The sequence below is a fragment of the Mucilaginibacter sp. P25 genome, assembly GCF_050859465.1.
Classification (GTDB): Bacteria; Bacteroidota; Bacteroidia; order Sphingobacteriales; family Sphingobacteriaceae; genus Mucilaginibacter; species Mucilaginibacter gossypii.
This window is the reverse complement of sequence record NZ_CP193937.1, coordinates 5,369,758-5,393,155: the sequence shown is the minus strand read 5'-3', so window position 1 is coordinate 5,393,155 and position 23,398 is coordinate 5,369,758. Positions and strand designations below refer to the sequence as shown.

The 23,398-nt window shown below is 41.9% G+C and carries 19 protein-coding genes; 14 read left to right on the top strand and 5 right to left on the bottom strand.

The genetic code is table 11. From position 1 onward, the window contains the following. Positions 1-76: 76 nt before the first annotated feature. The 5 genes from ACRQ5D_RS27185 to ACRQ5D_RS27165 all read right to left on the bottom strand — a co-directional run bounded on the left by ACRQ5D_RS27185 (position 77) and on the right by ACRQ5D_RS27165 (position 5,848). Entirely contained in the window at positions 77-2,560 is a 2,484-nt protein-coding gene (locus ACRQ5D_RS27185) for an SLBB domain-containing protein (protein ID WP_091162793.1), read from the bottom strand. A 161-nt stretch (positions 2,561-2,721) separates the two neighbouring features. Next, positions 2,722-2,955, bottom strand: coding sequence for a hypothetical protein (locus tag ACRQ5D_RS27180; RefSeq protein WP_431198442.1), 234 nt, complete (start codon positions 2,953-2,955; stop codon positions 2,722-2,724). 52 nt (positions 2,956-3,007) lie between these two features. Then, entirely contained in the window at positions 3,008-4,396 is a 1,389-nt protein-coding gene (locus ACRQ5D_RS27175) for a hypothetical protein (protein ID WP_432327229.1), read from the bottom strand. Positions 4,397-4,772: 376 nt separating this feature from the next. Then, complete coding sequence (locus ACRQ5D_RS27170) at positions 4,773-5,027, bottom strand: hypothetical protein (protein ID WP_432329882.1); 255 nt, start codon at positions 5,025-5,027, stop codon at positions 4,773-4,775. Further along, a complete protein-coding gene (locus ACRQ5D_RS27165) occupies positions 4,979-5,848 on the bottom strand; it encodes a tellurite resistance/C4-dicarboxylate transporter family protein (RefSeq protein WP_432327227.1) in 870 nt (289 codons plus the stop codon). The genes ACRQ5D_RS27170 and ACRQ5D_RS27165 overlap by 49 nt, the downstream gene beginning before the upstream one ends. Positions 5,849-6,474: 626 nt before the next feature. Here ACRQ5D_RS27165 and ACRQ5D_RS27160 point away from each other — a divergent pair. The 14 genes from ACRQ5D_RS27160 (at position 6,475) to ACRQ5D_RS27095 (ending at position 23,394) form a co-directional block, all read left to right on the top strand. Continuing rightward, on the top strand, positions 6,475-7,179 hold the full coding sequence (locus ACRQ5D_RS27160; RefSeq protein ID WP_431198438.1) for a hypothetical protein: 705 nt from the start codon (positions 6,475-6,477) through the stop codon (positions 7,177-7,179). Between the two features lie 36 nt (positions 7,180-7,215). Beyond that, on the top strand, positions 7,216-8,343 hold the full coding sequence (locus ACRQ5D_RS27155) for a molybdopterin oxidoreductase family protein (RefSeq protein WP_431198437.1): 1,128 nt from the start codon (positions 7,216-7,218) through the stop codon (positions 8,341-8,343). Then, positions 8,285-9,430, top strand: coding sequence for a molybdopterin oxidoreductase family protein (locus tag ACRQ5D_RS27150; RefSeq protein ID WP_431198436.1), 1,146 nt, complete (start codon positions 8,285-8,287; stop codon positions 9,428-9,430). The genes ACRQ5D_RS27155 and ACRQ5D_RS27150 overlap by 59 nt, the downstream gene beginning before the upstream one ends. Before the next feature lie 104 nt (positions 9,431-9,534). After that, the gene (locus ACRQ5D_RS27145) at positions 9,535-10,026 is read left to right on the top strand and encodes a 4Fe-4S dicluster domain-containing protein (protein ID WP_354437211.1); all 492 of its coding nucleotides are present in this window, start codon (positions 9,535-9,537) and stop codon (positions 10,024-10,026) included. 184 nt (positions 10,027-10,210) lie between these two features. Beyond that, the gene (locus ACRQ5D_RS27140) at positions 10,211-10,570 is read left to right on the top strand and encodes a Rieske (2Fe-2S) protein (RefSeq protein WP_431198434.1); all 360 of its coding nucleotides are present in this window, start codon (positions 10,211-10,213) and stop codon (positions 10,568-10,570) included. 34 nt (positions 10,571-10,604) lie between these two features. Beyond that, positions 10,605-10,853, top strand: a complete 249-nt coding sequence (locus tag ACRQ5D_RS27135; RefSeq protein ID WP_090527418.1) for a DUF6755 family protein — start codon at positions 10,605-10,607, stop codon at positions 10,851-10,853. Between the two features lie 1,035 nt (positions 10,854-11,888). Continuing rightward, the gene (locus tag ACRQ5D_RS27130; protein ID WP_432327223.1) at positions 11,889-13,475 is read left to right on the top strand and encodes a TonB-dependent receptor plug domain-containing protein; all 1,587 of its coding nucleotides are present in this window, start codon (positions 11,889-11,891) and stop codon (positions 13,473-13,475) included. After that, on the top strand, positions 13,472-14,896 hold the full coding sequence (locus ACRQ5D_RS27125; RefSeq protein ID WP_432327221.1) for a hypothetical protein: 1,425 nt from the start codon (positions 13,472-13,474) through the stop codon (positions 14,894-14,896). Before ACRQ5D_RS27130 ends, ACRQ5D_RS27125 begins: the two co-directional genes overlap by 4 nt. 34 nt (positions 14,897-14,930) lie before the next feature. Beyond that, entirely contained in the window at positions 14,931-16,439 is a 1,509-nt protein-coding gene (locus ACRQ5D_RS27120; RefSeq protein ID WP_091162934.1) for a RagB/SusD family nutrient uptake outer membrane protein, read from the top strand. Positions 16,440-16,450: 11 nt separating this feature from the next. After that, complete coding sequence (locus tag ACRQ5D_RS27115; RefSeq protein ID WP_432327219.1) at positions 16,451-17,554, top strand: discoidin domain-containing protein; 1,104 nt, start codon at positions 16,451-16,453, stop codon at positions 17,552-17,554. An 8-nt stretch (positions 17,555-17,562) separates the two neighbouring features. Further along, positions 17,563-18,693, top strand: a complete 1,131-nt coding sequence (locus tag ACRQ5D_RS27110; RefSeq protein WP_243771468.1) for a DUF5007 domain-containing protein — start codon at positions 17,563-17,565, stop codon at positions 18,691-18,693. A 20-nt stretch (positions 18,694-18,713) separates the two neighbouring features. Next, positions 18,714-21,860: a SusC/RagA family TonB-linked outer membrane protein gene (locus ACRQ5D_RS27105; RefSeq protein WP_091162799.1), complete on the top strand. Its 3,147-nt coding sequence runs from the start codon at positions 18,714-18,716 to the stop codon at positions 21,858-21,860. A gap of 11 nt (positions 21,861-21,871) precedes the next feature. Beyond that, positions 21,872-22,375 (top strand): hypothetical protein, encoded by a 504-nt coding sequence (locus tag ACRQ5D_RS27100; RefSeq protein WP_431198431.1) that lies wholly within the window; start codon positions 21,872-21,874, stop codon positions 22,373-22,375. After that, positions 22,303-23,394, top strand: coding sequence for a RagB/SusD family nutrient uptake outer membrane protein (locus tag ACRQ5D_RS27095; RefSeq protein WP_431200881.1), 1,092 nt, complete (start codon positions 22,303-22,305; stop codon positions 23,392-23,394). The genes ACRQ5D_RS27100 and ACRQ5D_RS27095 overlap by 73 nt, the downstream gene beginning before the upstream one ends. The last annotated feature ends 4 nt before the right edge of the window (positions 23,395-23,398 follow it).

Below are 23,398 nucleotides of genomic sequence, written 5' to 3'. Positions count from 1 at the left end.
AAATCTGTTATTGAAATTTCGTCGGGGCTATGTTTTATAGTTTGAGTCATGAATAAAGTTTGGTGATTTTTAGCTGCTATTTATTCAAACTTAATATCCCTAAAATAATTGCTCCCAAAGAAGCCAGTCCGGTAGTAAACCCTAATATAGTTTGGGCAGTATTACCCTTACTTTCTGATTTTTTAGGTACATATATTTCACTACCAGGTTTAACAGATGGATGATTATTAAAGAAAAGAAACTTCCGTGTGCCTTTTACCGTTCCGTTAGGGTAAACCACATATGCGCCGCGCCTCAGTGCATCCGGCCCGTAACCGCCGGCATTGGAAACAAAATCATTAAATGATTTTGATTTGTCAAATACCACGGCGCTTGGGTAAAGTACCTGGCCGTTAACACGAACAATCTGCTGTTGCTTTGGCACCCTGATAACATCGCCATTTTCCAAAAGCAAATCTGTTTTTGATCCGGGAGACTTTAAAATTTTATCCAACTCAATACCAACATAATTATTTCTTTGTTGTACGGTATCGGTAGTGGTTTTCGTCGAATCTTTGTATGATTGTTTTAACCTGTTTATCCGGGCCGAGCGTTCAGCATTTACTGATGCCGTATCTGCTTTGTTTTTATCTATACCCAGTATTGCAAAATTATCGCGTTTTAGCGAACCGCCCGCTGCATCGGCCGAGGCGGTAAGCCCGCCAGCCCTGGCAATCAGGTCGGATATTTTTTCGTTTTTACTTTTGATGGTGTAGGAGCCGGGGTATAAAACTTCGCCCTCAACCTTTACTGTTTTTTGCTTTTCATATCCGGGCAGGCTATATACCGAAACAATATCAAAGGGCGTAAGCACAAAGTTAGCGTCTGCCGGTTTCAGCTTACCGTCAATATTAACGCTAAAAACCTGCGATACTGAACTGTTTTTAGATGAAGGATCGGCATCGGTTATCCTCCGGGCTACTTCAATACGGTTTGTACTTGCGCCTTCTGCAAAACCGCCGGCTTTTAAAATCAGGTCTTCTACTTTCATATTTTCTGAAAAAGCAAACTTCCCCGGTTTCCTTACATTACCATTAATAGTAACGGTGTATTTATCTCTTAAATCAAATATGGACGAGATGTTAACAATATCTTCACGCTGTAAGGGGATATTTACAGATTTATTGATAACGTCCTTAACATTAAACCCTATTATTTCGGTACTGTTATCCGGCTTTAGGCGGGTAATTGTACCGCGTTCGGTAAAAGCGTCTTCTTTTAATCCCGCGGCTTTGTCAATTAATTGCAGCAGTGTTAGCCCACTTTGCAGTTCATAATCGCCAGGCCGGAAAACTGCTCCTTTTATTACTACCCTGTTTTCAAACCTGTATATAATAGGTTCAATAGTATACTTATCGCCCCTTAACGGAATGTAGTTTTTATAATCGGCTTCCAACACATCCGTTATTTTGCGCTGCTGATCACTTACCTGCGATACTTTGATCCTGGCAGTATATGCACTATCAGTAAAACCTCCGGCATAAGTTATAATGTTATCCAGGCTTTCACCCGGCAAAACTTCAAACAAGGCAGGTATTTTAATCTCACCAACAAGCTGCACCCTGGTCCGGTACGTTGGTACGCGTACAATGTCCTGATCCTGCAGGGTAATGTTGTTTTTCTGATCGCCTTTTAACAAAAAATCATAAACATCCAGGTGCCTGATAATGTGGTTATTCCTGATAACCTCTATCTGCCTTAAGCTACCATTATCATTTGGGCCGCCTGCCATATATAATGCATTAAAAACGGTAGCGAGCGAGGGTAGGGTATAAGTGCCCGGTTTAGCTACCTGCCCTATAATAATTACCTGAATACTACGGATATTTCCAAGGGTAACCTGTACGCTTGTACCGCGGCCAACCGCATAATTATTCGCTGCAAGCCTACTTTTTATCAAAGCTGTGGCTTGTTCAATAGTTTTACTGCCAACATTTAAAATGCCAACCCCCGGAATGTTTATATTTCCTTCGGGGGATACTTCCAGTTTCCAGTTTACCAAAGAGCTGCCGTAAACACTTATGTTAAGCTGATCATTAGGCCCAACAATATAATTTAACGGGGTAGCCAGTTTAAGATTGGGTTCAAATGAACTGTTTTTATTTTTAAAAATATCGGCGCCAAAAATTTTTGGCTTTAAGCTTTCAAATAAATCTTTATTGGTGTAAAGGGTATCAGTAGTATCTGGTTTATAATTAAGTTGCCTGCCTTGCCGTGTAAGTGTCGAATCGGGTTGGGTATTGGATGATTCGTTGTTTTTGGTCCTTAATTTTTTTATACGAAGTTCTAACTTTTGAACCTGTGCGGCTGACATTCCCCGGCTTTGAGCTTGCTGTAGCAACTCAGCGTCGGTTAATCCTGATTTTTGAGCTTGCTGTAGCAGCTGAATCAGTTGCTGATCTGAAATATCGTCGACATTAATTGAGGAAATGTTTTGTAAGTTGGTTTGGGCGGTAATATTAGTAACTGCTCCGAAACTGAGTACAGCAATTAAAAATATAAGAAAGCGAAGTCTGTTCATATGTGAAAGTCATCAGAGTATAAAATAACACTCCAATAAATGATAATATTTTCTGCAAAAGTAAACCAATTTCCCATTTTAGGGGTTAAAGTGATTTTTTTAATTTCTAGTATAAATGGTGTGTTGATCGATAAACTAAAAATCGGGGCTAAAATTGTTCATTAATTAAAAAAATAAGTAAAGTTAATCCTGGCATGTAAATTGAAAGTCGAGCCATTTTTGTATTCATAATTCAACGTGTAAACAGGGGTAGCTTCTGCCGAGAGCAGGTAGTTTTTAAATTTATGATTAGCATAAAATGTACCCGCAATATCTACCCAGTGAAGATTGCTTACTCTGGCTTCAGTAAAAGCCTGGTAATACAGATCATTGTTATGTAACTGCCTTTCCAGCATAAGGCCATAAGAGTTGTAATTTTTGAGGTAACTTATATCAAAGATAAAGCTGTTACCACCTGGTCCGATTCCAGCACCTATGTATCTGCCATAATTGGTATAACCGTCTCTCGGGCTTTGCGAATGGATATACCATGAAGGTTCTGTCACGCAGCAAATAGGTTGGCGCTCTTTGCAACTGTGTTATTTCCGATTTAATTTGTATAAAGCCGCCCCGGCTAAGTTCAAACAATTTGCGTCCGCCAAAGGTATATGCTGATGAATGCTCGGGTTCCTGTAAAAAGTCAGAAATACTTCCGGTGCGGTCATTACGAGCCCATTCAAAGTAAATTTCAGCTTTGTATAAAGGTAGCAGTTGTCTGATGTTGAGCGCGTACGCAAAATCCTGTTGGTCGCCGTTTTGTCCGTTGTTGATGTCATTCGCCTTTAGTGAAGAGCCGGTAATAACCGGAATTACTTTACGGATAATGTTTTTATTATGATAAAGAGAGTCTTTGTCAAGATAGTCATAAGCAGAAAGGCCAAGGTATAAGCCCTTTAGCCATTTAGGCTGCCAGTTGACACTGTAGGCCGAAATATACCTTGTAACTTTAGGTTTGGGGCTATATAAATTGCTGCCGTATATAAGTTTGCTTACATCGTCTGGTGCAAAACCCGATTGTTTTAGATTGCCTCCTATGATCTGCCACTCAAATGAGCCAACCAGTGTTTTAACCGGTTTGGTTGAATTGAAGGTCCAATGGAAAAAGCCAGGGGCCGAATTGCTCATCATGATTGAATTTCTTATTCCTGGTCCCCACCACAAGTTTTCTGTAGATACGCCGGCTTCAATGCTTTTATACGTCAAAGTGATTTTTGATTGCCCGGGATAAAGATGTTTTAAAGAAGATGTACCAAATCGTTCGGGTGCATCAATTCCATTGATTTGGCCAAAATAAGCACCCATAAGTGCCGGCGAATTGTTTCGGGCCTGTACATCTGCAAAAGTTGAAAAGCTTTTATTTTGTGCGTAAACCAGCTCAGGTTTTATCTGTACGTTGAGAATTCCGGCTTTTAACAAGAAACCGCCGCTAAGCATGCTTTGATAGCCTGCATTGGGATACAAGGAGGAATTATTGTAGCCAAAGGGACGGTTCACGTTGTATTCATTTAACCAGTTAAACGGAAGGATGCGTAAACCCGATGGCATGCCCATGAAATTGAATTTTAAATACTCATGGCTCGAAATCAATGGCTGAAACGCAGGATCAGCAACCGTTGAAGCTAAAGGCCTGATAACAAGCGATGACGTATTGCCTGTATTTCCTGCTACCTGATCCCTGCGTAATAGCTCCTCAGCATAGCTTCCAACTGGTATGGTTTGACTATAGCCTTTTAACGCAGCAGTGAAGGATAGTAAAATTAAAACATATAAGGATCGGATAGTTATACGGATGCTCATCAAAAAGAAAGGTTTAGGAAACTAATAAATTAACCAAATGGTAATATTAAAATATCTTTCTGTTGATATTGACCGGTGCATCGTATCCAGATGCGAATCTTTAATCAATAGCTCGAGTTTTCTGATATTTCGGTGGCAATTATCGGCTTTTTTTTGAAATTTCAAAACCTTTTTTTGGGTTTAATAAAAAAATACAATTTGATTACCAATACGGTTAATTATGCCAAAACATTACAATGACCTTTAAATAAAAAACTCCGGACAATCTTAGCCGCTTTTTCCAAAACAGATTTTAACTATTATTGATTGTTCTCCCTTTCTGTTGCTTTTGAGGTTAGAATAAAGCAATGCCTTTATACTTAAGTTTTTGAAATATTTAAAGGCTCTTTTCTGAATGCAAAAAACGGATGAACTCTCTTAACATTCCGGCAAAAACAATCACCCATGCTGTAATTGAAAAATAAATAAAGATATTGGAAATGGGCAGGATAAACGGGAGATCAAGCGCTTTGGAAAAATTAAAGGTAGCTACGGCGTACATACCGGCCGGAAAAACGAGCGACCAATATTGCGGATCATATTTCACGGGAACTTTTTGTATGATATGCCGCCATACAGGTAATAAAAACAGGATAGGGATCCACCAGGTTGCAAACGCCCAGAAAAAACCGTGAGCCCGGGTAAAAAATAGCTAATGCCGCTTATCCATTCATGATTGTGTGAGTACATCAATAAACGTGAACCCGCCAGCGTGGTAATGGCTACGGCACCCATATTTATCCAATAAGGAGGGGTTAACAACTCCGCTTTCATGCTTATAAAAAGCCAGCGGTATATAATTAACGATATAAATACCATATAGTGCATTGCTCCAATGAGGAAAGCGCAAAACGATATAAAAATAGTAACATCCTTATGAACCATTTCACCGGCAATAATAGCCCCCAGCACCGCTACAGATTCGGTGGCTACGACAATGAGCAGCCAGGCACCGCTTAAACTCGCTTCCACTCCTTGTTTAGGTTCTTTGGCGGTGATCACAATAAAAAAGGTGTAAGTAATCATCACCCAGAGTACGATGCCAAATTCCCATAAAAAAATGGCTACATCTTTATAGGAGGTCATTAAAGCAAACTGGTTCCCTAAAACATTATTCGCGGCAACGATGGTTAAAAAAGTGACTCCACGCGACGAACTGCTTATATCTTTCCATACATCTGTAGGGTATTTAATTGCCCTGAATATGAGCACAGCCCAAAGCACAATATAAAAAATAACGTTAGCACATAACAAGATGTTGGCAACCTGTTTCATATTATATAAAAAGGCACCAACCGAAACTATCCCGGTTGCCATTACCAAAGCAAAGTAACCAGGGAAGAAAGTTTGGAGTGAGTGGCCCGTAATCGGTTCGCCTGGTTTAGGTGGTAGTGCTGTATGCTGAGCTTCCATATTTTCGTAATAAGTTTATGATAACAGGAAATAAAGAGGCATTAATAAAAGGTAATTATTGAAGAATATAGTCTAATGTAATTAAAACCGATACAAGAAACTGTTTTTTTTGTATTTTTAAATGTTTTATAATAGCCACGGCATATTATAATAATAAACAGAAACCAGGAAAACCCGCATCAGAAATAGTTGTATATTTTTGGTGAAAATCTAATCCGGCTTATTGAAACCGGCAATTATCATACTTCTTAATACAATTAGCAGATGGATATGTCTCTTAATAAAAAGGCCCTATTTATAGCTACAGGAGTTTCCTTATTGTTAATCTCGTTCGTTTTTTATGGCTCACGTAAGCTTCAAAATTTCGACCCCGCATTAATTATTTATTTATTCGGAACTGTGTTCGCTTTTTTCGGAATAGTTTACCGTTATACCGTATGGTTGCAAAGGCCACCTACCTGGATGTATTTTAAGCGCACCTTTCAGTTTTTTTTACCGGGAAGATATTTTTGCATGTTATTTCATTTGCAAAAGAGTTTATACAAAATATTGGCTTCCAAAAGTTTATTTATCCCCGCGGACGGAGCCGGTGGATAGGCCATTTTTTAATGGCAACAGGTTGCACAATGGCTTTCTGTGTTACTTTTCCTTTAACCTTTGGCTGGATAAATTTTACCATGAACCCCGCAACCAGTATAAACCCCTCGAGAGTGCACATGTATGAAGCCCATTTCTTCGGATTCAAAATGTTTGAATTTGCACTTGGTTCATTTGTGGCTTTTGTGATTTTTAAGGCCCTTTACTGGTGCTCGTGGTTAGTTATTGCCGGCGTATTGATATTTATGCGTCGTCGCCTCACTAATGCCGGTTTAGTTGCTACGCAAACTTTTGAGGGTGATTTGCTGCCGTTAATCCTGCTTTTAGCTATTGCTGTTACCGGTCTTGGCTTGAGCTATGGTTATGAATATATGAAAGGCATTGCATATGATTATATGGCCGTAACCCATGCTATAACAGTTATTATGTTTCTTATCTGGATCCCGTTTGGCAAGTTTTTTCATATTATACAACGGCCGGCCCAGATAGGCGCTCATATTTACAAAAAGGAAGGTATAAAAAGGGGGATGGCGGTATGCCCTCATACCCACCAGGAATTTGCTACCCAGTTGCATATAAACGACTTGAAAATTGTAACCAAAGAATTAGGCTTTGACTTTACACTTGAGGATGGTACATCGCACCTTGATCTGAGCCCAGAAGGGAAGCGCTCAAGATTGGCAATGGCTCATCTTAAAGCCAGGCAGCAAAATGGAGGTAACCTTTTCGGTTAATTGACGCAGTAGTAATTTAACATAGAATACAAATTTATGGCCCATTTACCAGTTTCGCCCGAAAAGCTAATAGAACAGTTTGGCCCGCATTTGAATTATCCTCCCCGCGAAGGTTTTGCCGGCCGTGATGAGCCGGATAAAGCGGTAAAAACGCATTGCTGTTTCTGCGGAATGCAGTGTGGTATAAAGCTACTGGTTAAAAATGATAAAGTTGTTGGATTTGACCCCTGGGAGGAGTTTCCTTTTAACCAGGGACGTTTATGCCCAAAAGGCGTACAACGATATATGCAGAACAATCATCCAGACAGGATTTTACAGCCCTTACAACGCAAGGAAGGCGTAGGCTTTACTCCGGTTTCGTGGGATGAAGCGATGGATAAAACCGTGGCCGAAATAAAACGGATACAGGAAAAATACGGAAAGAACGCTTTTTCTGTGCTGTCGGGAGTTTCGCTTACCAATGAAAAAAGCTACCTGATGGGCAAGTTTGCGCGGGTAGCATTGAAAACCGCCAATTTAGATTATAATGGTCGTTTATGTATGGTTAGCGCGGGAGCCGGCAATAAAAAAGCTTTCGGACTCGACCGCACCTCAAATACGTATGCCGACCTGGAGAAGGCGGAAGTGATTATTGTAGCGGGCGCTAACATCAGCGAAACCTTTCCGACTTTAACACACTGGGTTTGGCGTGCGCGGGACCATGGGGCAAAATTAATCGTGGTTGACCCCAGGGTTATTCCACTGGCCAGGACCGCCGATCTGCATTTACCGGTCAGGCCCGGAACCGACTCCGCTTTGTACGGCGCAATACTTAAATACCTGGCCGATCATGATATGCTCGATCATGATTTTATTGACAACCATACCACAGATTTTGATAAGGCATTGGCAGCTGTTAAGGATTACACGCTGGAATGGGCCGAAGAAATTACCGGTATTGAAAAAGCGAAAATTGAACTGGCAGCACAATGGTGGGGCAAAGCAAAAACAAGCTTTTTGTTACACGCCAGAGGTATTGAACATCATTCAAAAGGTGTAGATAATGTGCTTGGCTGTATCAATATTGTCCTGGCAACCGGCCGTATTGGTAAGCCATATTGCGGCTATGGTACTATTACAGGCCAGGGAAACGGACAGGGGGAGAGAGCATGGCCACAAATGTGATCAGCTGCCGGGAAATCGTGATATTACCAATCCTGAACACCGAAAGTATATAGCCGGGGTTTGGGGAATTGATGAAAAAGATATGCCCGGCAAAGGTTACACCGCCTATGAACTTATTGAGGCCATTCACCGGGGTGAAGTAAAAGGGCTGCTATCCATTTGTTTTAATCCGTTGGTTTCTCTGCCTAATAATAATTATGTGCGCGAAGCACTGGAGAAACTCGAGTTTTATGTTTGTATTGATTTTTTTATGAATGAAACCGCCCGTCATGCTGATATTATTCTGGCCGGATCATTACAGGAAGAAGAGGAAGGAACGGTTACTACCGCCGAAGGCCGTGTAGTTCGGATCCGCAAAGCCGTGAACCCGCCGGGACATGCACGCAGCGATACATCCATCATATTGGAATTGGCAAAAAGACTTGGTGCCGAAGATAAATTCACTTATCGTAACAGCGAAGAGTTATTCAATGAGTTAAGGGTTGCTTCAAAAGGCGGCACTGCGGATTATTATGGTATTACTTACCAAAAAATTGAAGACACAATGGGCGTTTTCTGGCCTTGCCCTACTTTGGATCATCCGGGTACGCCGCGCTTATGGGAAGATAAAAAATTTGCGACTCCCGACGGTAAAGCCCACTTTAACCCGGTGACTTACCGGGATCCCGGTGAAATTACAGATGAAGAATACCCGGTAATATTAACAACCGGCAGGGTTGTATCACAATACCTGAGCGGAACACAAACCCGCAGGATAGGTAAACTGGTTGATTTGTATCCTGAACCCAAATTAGAAATACACCCGGAACTTGCCCGGAAATATGGAATTAAACAAAATGAACTGGTGCAGGTATCTACCCGTCGAGGTACAGATGAGTTTCCTGCCAATATTGTAGAGACTATCCGCACCGACACTGTTTTTTTGCCTTACCATTGGCCTGGCAAAAAGTCGGCAAATCAGTTTACACCGGCAACGCTTGATCCGGTATCAAAAATCCCGGAGTTTAAAGTTTGCGCCTGTAACCTGAAGCCTTTGGGCGTTATATCGCCGCCGTCAACGGCGTCAGGCGCGTATGCGAGTATTTAATAAATTGTAACCCGAAATTATAAGATATGCCCGTAACCAATTACAGAACAGAACAGGAATTCTTTGTAGATATGCAAAGATGTATTGGATGCAAAGCCTGTGAAATGGCTTGTTCAGAGTGTGAAACAAACGGCCACGAATCTATGATCCATGTCAATTATATTGATCGCGCCGTTACCGTACAAACCACCGTGCAGGTTTGTATGCATTGTGACGATCCTGTTTGCGCTAACGTTTGTCCGGCAGATGCTATAACGAAAGATGAGTTTGGCGTAGTACACACTGCCAATACAGCACGGTGTATAGGCTGTTCAAACTGCGTAATGGCATGCCCTTTCGGCGTCCCTAAAAAAGATGAGGCCTATGACCTGATGATGAAATGTAATATGTGTTACGACAGAACCAGCGCGGGCAAAAAACCGATGTGTGCCACCGTTTGCCCAACACAGGCACTGTATTATGGTACAAGGGAAGAAATTGCAAAGATGCGCCCGAATAGCACGCCTGTTAACAATTTTATTTTCGGAAAAGAAAGTGTGAGCACCAAAGTAAACATCATGATGCCCAAAGGAAGTACTTCATTAATTATAGACTGACATTATTTATGGCCACAGATAAAAAGGATAATCACTGGAAAGAAGATTTTCCGGTCTATCAGCTTGAATCTACCCAGGTAAGCCGACGTGATTTTGCAAAATTTTTATGCCTCGTATCTGGTGGGTTGGCCGTTGGAAGCGGGTATGTTGCCATAAAAGCTAATTTTTTCCGCCGGATAAAATCGTGGGTGAACACTTTGTTTGTAAGAAGCACGAACTTCCGGTAGGAGGGACCCGCTCGTTTGTGATCAATGGCAGTACTATTCCTTATATTCTTATTCGCATGGAGAATGATGAGTTTAGGGCTTATGAACAAAAATGTACCCATTTATCCTGCGCGGTTTTTTATAAACCCGGCAGCGGAAAAATTGAATGTCCTTGTCATAATGGCTTGTTCGACGCTTTTACCGGCGAAGTGCTTGCCGGCCCACCGCCCCGACCGTTACCCCGTTTAACTGTAGTGATTAAAGGGGAAGAAGTATACGTCAAAGATTTTAAACCCGATAACGACAAACCGGATCCGAATCGTCAATCCAGATCATAAGGTCATTAGCCTTTACAAACATTATAATTAAGTTATGAGTAATTTCCGCGAAGCCCAAAATCAGGCACATCCTAATAAAACCAACACACTCATGCTGGCATTGATCATGATCCTGATATTAAATGTGAGTATCCAGGTATGGCTATTGTACACCGCGCTAAATAACGCGTTAGAAAAAAATACAGATATAGCCTTCCCATCTTTTATCGCCTCATCAATTCTTTTCCTAATCGGTTTTGGCTGGTTGTATTTTTTGCCTTCGGGCCCAAGAGTAACAAAATAAGATGATATAACCCCATTACAATAATTTTATCTTTGCCCGGTTTTTATTTAATTTTTCGGTATGCTATTCCGGCGGCTATAAATTTTTCAATCTTAATATATACATGATTGGTTTACCGGTGGATGTCCGTCTGTCCGGCCTAATATCCCCGCATTTTGATATTTCCAAAGGTGAATGATGGTCACGCCGGGAAGCGGTGTGCAGTTATAACCGATGGACTTAATTCGCAGAAAGTGAGCAAGCAATATCGAAAACAAAGAACGGAAAAGACCTATTGCCGGGGCAAGAATATGAAGTGCAGGTTGCAGTACTTAACTAAAAATGTAATTCTTACATTTTATGGCTGATTTTAATTGGTTGGAACATGATTTTTTAACATTTTATCAGGATTTTACTGGCTGCACTATTGATATTTTGTGAAAAAACCTAAAGTTTTTGTTGATTTTTTTGTCATTTTTTCAATGGAGATCGATTGTTGCTACTTGAAATAATAAAAGTTTATTATTTTTTTGATATTACTTGGTAAAACGTTTTTCTTAATTATATTTGTTAAAACCAATTGTGAAAAATACTTTATTACTTAATCGTTTAAGCTACCTGAACTGCTTGTTTTGAGATTTATGTAATTATTAAATTAACCAATATCACTGACATGAAAAACATTATTTACCTGTACCTCATCTTTCAGAAGCCTATCATCTGACGGGGTTGATCCTTCGGAAAAATCTCTTGCTGAGATTTTAGGTATCAAGAATTTTATTAATTAACCTAATCACCAAAAGTGAAAAGAACGCTTGGGTATGGTCATTTTTGATGGCAAACCTGGGGGTGTATAGCTATGCGCCGCTATCAAAAATATTCCTGCCGGTTATTTTTGATTTCTGTTCTTTTCGCTTGTAAATCAGCGCTATGGAAAAAGAATTACATTCTACTTAATCTAAAGGTGCATGTCATCTGCATAACTCGTTTGCAGGCATAAAAGCACATGGCCCGTTAAATCAAAAATTATTTTACAATCTAAAAGATCCATTCATTATGCGATACTTATGGCTGTGCTTTGTGGTTTTCGCAGCAATTGCCACAAATGCACTTACAGGCTTAGCTAAGGGGAATGAGGGCAGAAAAAGCAAAGTAAAACGTCCTTTTTATAGTAAGCCTTACGTCCGTCGGGATACAACGGCAAAAGATTCATTATTAAAAGACAGCATGAATATTATTATAAAGCATACCCTTTATAATAAGCTGGCAGATAGTGTTACCAAAAAGCCTTATGATCTATCCAAATTCCCGGCTGTTTCCCTGCAGCAATTGTTAAAAGGGCAATTTGCAGGGCTGTATATACAGGAACCTTCGGGCGAACCCGGTACCGTTCAAAATATGTTTATGAGAGGGGCGCCCATGCCGCTTCTTTCTCCAAGGGATGTTTACCAATCGCAGCCACTGGTTGTACTGGATGGTATTCCGCTTGTAACAGAACACCCATTTGCATATGATATACAGCTATATAACTATAACAGGATGGGAACAGCCACCAACCCATTTGCTGGTATTGATATGAATAATATAGCCTCGGTTGAAGTGTTAAAAGATCTGTCGGCCACGGCGGTTTATGGGCCTCGTGCTGTTAATGGTGTTATCGTTTTAACCTCTAAAACCCCTATTGCCGCTAAAAGCATCACCTTTGATTCGTATATAGGTTTGGCACAGCGGCCGCATGTAACCACTATAAACGGTAAGTATGAAAATGCTTTCAGACAGCGTTTTTACGACCTTTATACTACCAATGGCAGATACTCTGATGATGAGAACTATCCCATCTACCTGAGCGATTCATTAAACAATGTTTATAGCGGGAAATCAGACTGGAGCGATCTTTACTATCGTAATGCTGCAGTTTATGGTATTAATTTTGGAATTTCCGGGGGCACAGATCGTGCTAACTTCCGTTTCTCATTGGGGGATCTGAAGAATAATGGTGTTGCTGATGGAACAGTGCTAAACCGATATAGCGCTATGTTCAACATTAATATGAAACCTATCAAATGGCTACTTTTTTCGGCTATGGTAAATGCCAACCGGATTGAGCGGCAACGAAACAGGTATCTCCGCGACAGATTTGCCCAAATCAACTATTTCCCAGATCTCAGCGCCCCGCTACCACCAAACAAAGAATTTTATGCCGACTACCTGGCGCAGTACAAAAAAGGCTTCGATAACAACAAAACAAATATTGTTGACGGCTATGCCAAAATAGGTATCGATCTCGGAAAATTTAAATTCGTAACCACCTTCAATTTAGATTATAATGAAGGCTACCGCGATGTGTTTTATGCGCGCACGCTTTTGCAGGGCAACAGCTATGCTTCCAATTATTTTGGCTTTAGCCAAAGGATAATGGCTGATAACAGGGCAACCTATGATCTGACAGTAAATAAAGTGAACGATTTCCATTTTGAACTGGGGCAATCAACGCAATGGGACATTTATAAGTACAGCAACGCCTATGCATACAAAGGAGTGAATGACTATATTAAGATAAACCTCCTGGATTCAAACCCGAAAAACCCGGACGGGTCTGATAACCCTAACTATCTCAATTCAACAGCCTTCCCCGCGAATTGACCTATCGTTTTCTGGATAAGATCAAGCATAACCTGGTTTCGTTTTATGCAAAAACGGATTATTCATTCAAAGAAAAATACTTTCTGTCCGCAACGGTACGTGCTGATGGATCGTCAAATGCTCAGCCTACCAGCCGGTGGTTCTATTCGCCGGTATTATCTGCAGCCTGGAACATTAAGAAGGAGGTATTAGATAATAGCACTATTATAAACGACCTTATTTTGCGTGCAAGCGCAGGGAGGATCGGCCGTCTTAATGCCTTTGACAACTATGCGCAGGGGCCTCAGTATACAGCATCGGTAGGGTATACAGGTAACTTAACCGTACCTGGCTATAACGCTTTTGGTGTGCTTACCAGGCCTTACTCTACCGGTTGGATTGGTTATGGCATACCATGGTCATATTCTAATCAGCTTAATATAGGCACAGATGCCGGTTTTCTTAATAATCGTTTGCACCTTTCGGTTGATTGGTACCTGAAACAGGAAAAGAATTTGCTGATAGGTATTCCCGCTTTTGCGGAGTATGGGTATAAGCAGTCAATTGAGAGCGGTATGGCTGTAAACAATACCGGTATAGATGTATCTGTATCTGCCAATATCATCCGGAACACAAAATTTGGATGGACATCTTCATTGAATCTAAATCATAATGTCAATAAGCTCAAAGCATTGCCAAGGGGCTTAAATCAGATCATTATTGATAACAGGCTTTTAAAGGTAGGGAGCCCGGTTGATCAGTATTGGTTACTGGTAAATGATGGCATTTATAAAGCGGAAAGCGAAGTACCCGTTGTAAATGGGCAGCCACTTAAGTACAATGGCATCGCCCTGCATGCCGGCGATCCCAGATGGCGTGATATCAATGGCGACAATGTAATCGATAATAACGATAAGGTATTAAAGGGACATTCTTTACCAAAAATTTCAGGTGGTTATGATAATAATTTCAGATACGGCAACTGGAATTTAAATGTCAATCTCTATTTCAACCTGGGGCGCGACCTTATACACCAGGAAATGGCCAACCGGTTTGATTTTATTAACCGGGAAGGTAACAGCGATGTAAACTCTGTTAAAGAGATCACATTTTGGGAAAAACGCGGAGACTATAGCAAATACCCACTGTATAACCCATGGAGTACTGTTATCCCATATCGCGTTGATCAGGACCTTTTTCTTGAAAATGCTTCATTCCTGAAATTAAGAACCGTTTCCATTGGGTATGACCTAACCAAAGCAATGCGCTTAAAGAAAATCAAGCTAACCAGGTTTTATGTATATGCCACCGCAAATAATGTGTTTACTATAACCCCTTATACCGGTCAGGATCCTGAATTGGTGAATTATGATGGCTATGATACCGGTTACGGCCTGCCTATACCACGAACATATACCCTGGGTGTAAAAATGGAATTATGATATGAAAAACGATCACAAAAATCATGTTGTAAAAATGAAAAAGACATTATGTATCGTCCTGGCCCTGTTTACTGCGGCAATAACAAGCTGTAATAAAACCCTGGATATTGATTCAACAAGGGTTGTGGGCGAAAAAAACATGTGGAATAAGCTTGAAGATGCACGTGCGGGCTTATTAGGAGTGTATGCACTTACCCGTGCAGCCTTATCTGACAACGATGGTCACTGGCTTTATGGCGATGTACGTACAGGCGAATTTATTAGTCCGAACCGGCAGGACCTGAAAGCAATTGCAAGTAATCAGCTCAACGCCTCATACCCAACTGTTGACGCCTTGAGCGACTGGACGAGATTTTACGCCATAATTAATGCTGCGAATATTTTCCTTGAACGTATTGGCGATGTAAAAGCCGCCGATAAGCGCTATACAGAAAACTATTTGATAGTTGATGTTGCCCAGGTACGTTTTTTAAGGGCCTTTACCTATTTCTATATGGTAAGGATTTGGGGAGATGTACCATTCATTACCTCATCCCACGATGGCAAGTTTGAAAATCAGCCCCGCGAAAGCGGCAGCAAAATATTAGTATGGGCGCAGCAGGAAATGCTTAAAGCCGCAGCTGATCTGCCATTTGTATACAGTAACAACGATGTGCAGCAGCCCGGCAATTACTATAATGAAGATGCTACCCGCTGGGGAGGTGCTTTAGCTACAAAGAACTCAGCTTATGCGGTCCTGGCTCATTTGGCGGCCTGGCAAGGTAATTATACCGATGTAGCTACCTATACCAAGTTTGTTGAAGATAATTATGGTAAAAGCGGCATCAATTTTCAAAGCACTGAAGATCTGACCAAATCAAACGGGTTCTTTTTCAATAAAAACACCAGCCAGATGTTTGGTTTTAACTCTGACTGGGGGCATATTGACGGGTCGGTAACAGGCCACCTGGAAGAGTTAACCCTGGCCGAACCCGTGGTGAATAAAAAAGTGCCGGATATCTACATGCCTAAAGATACTATCCTGAAAATATTTGACTTGCCAAAGGATGAGCGCTTTAGTATAGATACGCTTGGTCAGCCCCGTACCGAAAGGTACTTCACCAATATCAATGGCAAGTACCCCATTTTTAGCAAAATAAAAGTGATACTGGGGGGCGTTTCTGATCCTAACTTCCGATACTTCACCAGTGCTTTGATCTTTACAAGGATAGAGGATATCGTATTACTCCGGGCCGAGGCATTGGCTGTTTTAGGGGATGTGAACGGGGCCGAAAATGAAGTTTTTAATATCATGACCCGCCGGGGGATGGGAGATCTTACGATAGACAGCGACCAGGACATTATTGATTTGATATTTAAGGAGCGCCATCGCGAATTGATGGGAGAGGGACATCGCTGGTATGACCTGGTACGCTATAATAAAATCAAGCAAAACAACCCGGCATTCATGAAACTCATCAATTCGCAGGGGATATACTGGCCTGTTTCGCGTAAGCTCATCGCTCAAAACAATCTGTTAACCCAAAACCCATTCTGGAAATAAACTGACCATATATGAAAAAGTTAAAAAAATATATGAGTGCCTTAACGCCGGTGTTGATTGCAGCCCTGTTGCAAACTGCCTGCAAAAAGGATGGCGGCTACCATGACGCTACAGGCACCAACTCAAAATTTGCGGGTAATACTTATGAGTATTTAAAAAGCAAGCCCGGTGTATATGATTCATTACTGGCGGTAGTCAACCGGATGGGACTGCAGCAAACGCTCATGGACAGCAATGTTACCCTTTTTGCGGTTACTAATCCAAGTTTTCAGCTGGCAATTAATAACCTGAATACATTAAGAAGGCAAAGCGACAAAGATCCGCTGTTTTTGGCAAAAATTGATGGCGTGCAGTTGGACACCATGGTTTCATATTATATTATCAGGGGTAAACGTACAACTGATTCCCTGCTGCTGCAGGACGGGCTTGATCTTTTCAGCGTACGTTTCGGATATCCTATGCATGGCAAGGTTTCCAAAATATCAGCTTCCGGCCTTACCGGTGGCGGCCCGGATCTTATTGAGTTTAGCAATACCAAACGCAGCAAGTTTATCAGAAACTGGTCAACCACTACCACCGGCTCCAATAATATCAGCACCAAAAATGGTATTGTTCATGTGGTAAGTCCCGATCACATTTTCGGTTTTGATGAATTTGTATCCCGATTAACCTTTGTTCCGCCACCGCCAAACCTGATGACCCTGATAGGTGGCAAGCTTACCGTTTTGAGAGATAACAATGGCGGTCCGGATAATGGCGAAGGCTCTAAAAAAGTAATTGACGGCGACGATCATACCAAGTTCCTGGCCGAACTTCAGGGACGGTTATGGATGCAGTTTGAGCTAAATGAGCCTGCCGTATCAGGGGTGTATACGCTCACATCTGCCAATGATGCACCTGAACGAGACCCCAGGGCCTGGACTTATGAAGGCTCAAATGACGGCAAAACCTGGACGGAATTAGATCGCCGGAGTAACTTCTTCTTCGAAGAACGATACCAGACCAAAGTTTTCAGGTGCCCTAACGCCACCGCTTATAAATTCTACCGGGTGGATATTTCCGAGCTGCGTGACGGGGCCTTTTCCAACTGGCCGAATGGACCATCAATAAAGTAAAATAAGGCATGGAAGATCAAAATATCAATACATTAAAAAAACGAAAAGAGATGCAAACATTCATAAAAATGGGATCTGTAGCTCTACTATTTGCTGCAGTCGCGCTCAGTAGTTGCAAGAAGATGTATGGCATTCCCGATGAAAAAGATTATCTGAGTTCGAATGTAAACTACAGCAATAAAGTTTTTGAACCGATTTTAGGCCGAACCACTTTAATGGGCGGGTTTAATGGAGATAACTCAACCCAGCCATTAAAGTTTGAGATCATCAACGCGCGTTTTGGTGACGGTAAGCCTGTAACAGATCTTTTTCAAAAAAGGCCAACATATGTATGGACAGCGCCCTACAACGGGCTTGAAAAGAGCCTGGCCGAGATAGAGGCAAAACGCAAGCTGGAAGATCACCCTTTATTTGAAGTGCGCTCGTCGGGCGAGTTCATTATGTGGGCTTCTTCCAATAATGAGCTGATCAAGCCCAGGCCGTCTGATAGTACCAATTTTCCGCAGGATACGCGCTATTTTGACATAAAAATAACCAACACGGGTGGCAGTACTATAATTCGCGACCTGCAGGTACGCCCATTCCGCGAGCGTCCTTATGAGCCTTCTGATGACTTTAACATTTACTCCGGCATGCCTGCGCCTCATCCCAAAACGCCATATAATCCGGCCAGCCGAAACTACATCAGGCCATTTTTAAACGGGGTAATAGGCCAGGTAACCGACATCCCGCTGCAGAGTAATGACGATAAAAAGGATGTGGTGGTTTATATCCGCCCGTTTACCGGCGGTACGGGAAATTCGTTAAGGTTTAAGTTTCTGAACAAAGACTCAGTAGAGATGAATCCGGCCCTGTTTAACGAAACTACCTGGGATAAAATAGTGCATGGCTTCAACATGCAAAAAACTACAACATATGTACAATACGATGTTGCATATCCTATTCCTTTAGTTGAAATACCAACTGTATATGCTCCCGGAGGAACCAGGGACCATGCCGAATTTAAATATTCGCGAATTGGTTTTGGCGGCAGTAGGGTAGTGGCAAGCTTCGGGATAGATTTCGCTATATACAAAAAAGGCGACTGGGAGATAGTGTTCCATTTTTTGAAGGACAATCCAAAGTTTGAAGACGAATAACCGAATTAAAACTTATCACCATGAGAAAACACATACTATTTTATATAGTGCTTGCTGTTTGCACGATCTTATTCTGCGCAGATGTTCATGCACAAGCACAAAATATAACGGTTACCGGTACGGTGGTTGAAAAAGCTACCAATAAAATTTTACCCGGTGTAAATATATATATGGGCAGTAAAGGCCTGACACAAACTGATTATAAGGGAAAGTTTACCGTTTCTGTACCGGCTAACAGCACACTTACTTTTACGTTTGTAGGTTTTGTTACGGAAAAAGTAAAACTTGAGCCCGGCCAAAAAAACATAACTGTAACGCTGACTGAAGACAAAAAGGGCCTTAATGAAGTAATTATTGTGGCCTACCAAAACAGGAATAAAGAATCATCACCAGGCGCTGCGGTTACCTTAACCCAAAAGGACATCCAGGATGTGCCGGCATCAAACGTCGAAAACCTGCTACAGGGAAAAGTAGCTGGTTTAAACGTTCAGAACAATACTGGTGCTCCAGGTTTCAGGGGTTCCGTTCAGGTGCGTGGTTTATCAGCCCTGAGTGTATCCGGTAGCGGTAGTGAATCGTTCTTGCAACCTACATCCCCCCTGTATATTATTGATGGGGTACCTTTAGATGCGGATAAGGCTGCTGAATTTGGTTTTCAAACGCAGGGGCCGGGGGTAAGCCCGTTATCATTGATCCCGATAGAGGATATCCAAAGCATACAGATCATGAAGGATGCGCAGGCAACTTCCATGTATGGATCAAGGGGGGCTTATGGCGTAATCATCATAACTACCAAGCGTGGAAATTCTAAAGTACCCCGGGTAAGGTATACCGGCAACTTCTTCGTTAACGCCGTCCCACAGCTGCGTGCAACACTGGGTGGTAATTCCGAACGCCGGGCAAAAATTCAGCAGATATTATCCAATGCAACAATTATTGATGAGTTAAGGAAATTAGGGCAAACCGGGTTCCTGGCTGATAGTTTGAACGCATATTGGAACAACTCAACAAACTGGCAGTCTATTTTTTATGGTACAACGCATAACCAAAGCCATAACGTAGCCTTAGACGGAGGCAACGACCGTTTTAACTACAAAGTGAACATGGGGCTTTATTCGGAAAAAGGCGTGATCAAAAACACCGGTTTCGACAGGTATAACCTGAATATGAACATGGAGTTTAAGCCAAATGATAAATTCAGGTTCTTTGGTTCATTGTTCGGCTCGTTGGGAAGCCAGGCTAAGGGCAATGGTGTGGGCTTACTGCAACAAGGAGTGGCCTCGAACGGTCAGGCATCTACACTGCTGCCGCCTCCTTCATTTTATCTCTCACCAGATGGCGTAACATCTGCTTTACAAACCCAAAACAGTAACAGCACAAGAAATATCCGTACCAATATTGATGGTCGTTATGAGTTTATACCGGGGCTGGCACTATCCTCAAGCATCAGTTATGATTATACCTCAGATGCAGAATCAACCTTCACTCCCGCAGCTGCAAATGCTCAGTTTGCGCAGGTATATGATTATGAGGGCCGTAATTTCACATTATATAACCGTAATGCACTTACTTATGCCAAAACATTCAGCGCCGACCATACGATATTCATTAATACGTTTAATGAAATATATAAACAAGGTGGCCAAAGCGGTATCATCAGGCAAAACCGTATACCTAATGATCAATTGCAGGGGCCAGTAGGGTCGGACCCATATAACTCAAGAGGCGGAGGTGTATTGTCGAACTTTAAAAATGCAACCATCGCCTCATTTGCAGGCTCCTTTAACTACGATTATAAAAAGAAGTATGTACTGGAGTTATCATACCGCTTAGATGGTACATCCTCAAATGGCTTAGAGAATCCGTATTCCAAAAATCCTGCAGCCGGTTTCAGGTGGAATTACTACAAGGAAAACTGGTTTAAAAATTGGGATTGGCTCACTTCAGGAGGTTTAAGGTTAACTTGGGGTCAAAATATCGTACCAACTGGCAGTTTGCAAAGCATTTATGGCTTGTATAACCTTAATGGCAATTTCAACAATAATCCAACCATTGGTATTAATTATGAATTTGTGCCTAACCCGGCATTAAAGCCTACTACCACTACGCAGTACAACCTTGGGTTTGACATGACGATTTTGCAGGGTAAAGTCGACCTGACTTTTGACACTTATTACAAAAAGGTTGATAACTTACTTTTTGACCGATTTTTACCTAATAGTACAGGTTTTCAGAAAAAATCCAGCAATGACGTATCCATTGCCGATTATGGGTATGAGCTGATGCTAACGTTAAGGCCTTTAACCGGCAAGGATTTTAACTGGACGGTATCATTCAATGGCGCTATTAACCGCGATTACCTATTGAGGTTACCCGCCGAATACAACGGACAATACATCAAATTTGATTATAATAACTATCAGCACATTGTTTTCAGGGTAGGTAAAAATACATTGTCAAATTACCTGCTGGTTAACCAGGGTGTTTATTCAACCGATGGTGATGTACCGGTAGACCCTGTAACCGGTAAAAAATACCAAACCAGCGGGCTTGCCTTTAAAGGCGGCGACCCGAGGTTTAAAGATGTTAACGGCGATTACATCCTCGATGACCGGGATTATGAAATAACCGGTAACTCACAACCTTTAATTACCGGTGGTATATCGACAAATATCAACTACAAAAATTTTGGATTAAATATTTATGCCTCCTATACCGCCAAGAGAACAATATTAAATAACGCGTTATCAGACAGGTTGTCGATCATGAGAGATCCTTACGCCCTGCTGGCAGCAGTTCCATTGGACGATCTGGATATATGGCGAAAACCGGGTGATCAATCCAAGTATCCTAATCCCTATTCGTTTTCGAGGTTCAATCAGATCAGGCCACTTCGTTCCGATCAAAATTTGTGGCAGGAAGAAGGTTCATACCTAAAGATCAACACGGTTACACTATCCTACATGTTCGACAAAAAGTTTGTACGAAGGTTCGGGTTCAATAACGTTAGGGTTTATTTCTCAACCAATAACCTGGTCACATTTTCGGGATATAATGGCCCCAACCCCGAAAACGTAACTTCTCTGGGCCGGGATATATCAAGTGGGTACCCGGTACCGCGCACATATAATTTAGGTTTAAATATTGAACTCAATACAAGTAAATAAAACTCAAGATCATGAAAAAAAGTGTTATATACATTTTAGCAGCGGCAGCAAGCTTGTGTTTACCAGCCTGTAAAAAGTTTCTGAACGTACAACCCATTGATAAACTAACAGGGAATAATTTTTACCAATCGAAAGATGATGTGGTGGCCAATATTTATGATATGTCAAGAACATTTTTTGGCAAGATCAACGAGACGCATTTTATTGGTGCTACGGGCGAATATCGTTCGGGAGAGGTTTTATCTGAACCTCAGGCAGATAATGGGCCCGCACGTGCATATGTAGAGGTATTAGGCCGGAATGACCTGCTTGGGCTTATCAACGGCAATCCGCCCTGGAATTTTTACAACTTTTATCGCATTACCGACTGGACAGGCTATTACCAGGTAATACAAAGTGCCAACATCCTCATCTCGAAACTGGAAGCAGGCGTGCCCGGCGTATCAGACAGCGAAAAAAGCAGTTTGAGGGCGAAGCGGCTTTTATACGCGGGCTTGCATACTTCTTTATGGTAAGGCTTTATGGCGACGTACCTTATTATACCGATGCTTACCATTCAACAGCTTTACCGCGCGAAAACATGGTATCTGTTTTAAACAAAAACATCGCCGACCTTAAAAAATATAAGGACGGTTTGCCTTGGACTTATTCTGATCCTGCTTTAAAAGGGGTACGTGCAAGCAGGGGCAGCGTTATCGCGCTTATCATGAACATGAACATGTGGAATGCCGGTTTCGACAAACCCAATGCAACCAAGTACTACCAGGAGACTGCAGACCTTGGGCAGGAATTGATTAAGAGCAATGCTTACAGGCTGTTACCCATCAATGAATGGGCCACGGTTATCAAAGGCCGGTCGGACGAGAGTTTGTTTGAGTTTTATCGCAGTATAAACTATGGCGATCAGAACACCAATGTTGCCCCTATTGGCGATATGTTTCTGCATTATCCATATAAAAGGCCGGAATATACGCACCGTATAAGCTTTGCCTATTTCAGGGCCGAGTATATGCAAAAACTATACTCAGGTACGGCTGACAAGCGCGCTACAATCTGGTTTAACTCAGACATCTACGCCGATAACGGAAAGTTCATGATGCTGAAATTTGCTCAAAATTCATTTGCAACCGGGGAGGAGGACGCCAATCCTGACAACACCTTTATGATATTCAGGTACGCAGGTGAAATACTGCTCTGTGCAGAAGCGCTGGCGGAACTCGGTCAGGACGATCAGGCTATTGCTTTGCTGAATAAAGTAAGGGACCGGGCAGAAGCTTCGCGCTATACCGGAGGCGGGGGCCAAGACCTTAAGGATTTTATTTTCCTGGAGAGATCGCGGGAACTGATGGGCGAGGGGCACCATTACTTTGACCTGGTACGTACCCGCAGAATTATGAACAGTGAATGGTCATATAACGTATTGACGCTGGACAAATTTAACCGTGGTGCCTGGACATGGCCAATCAGCAATAACGCCCTGGCCAATAACCCCTTCATGACATTAAATATGTATTGGGTTAACGGAGGTAATTAACCTA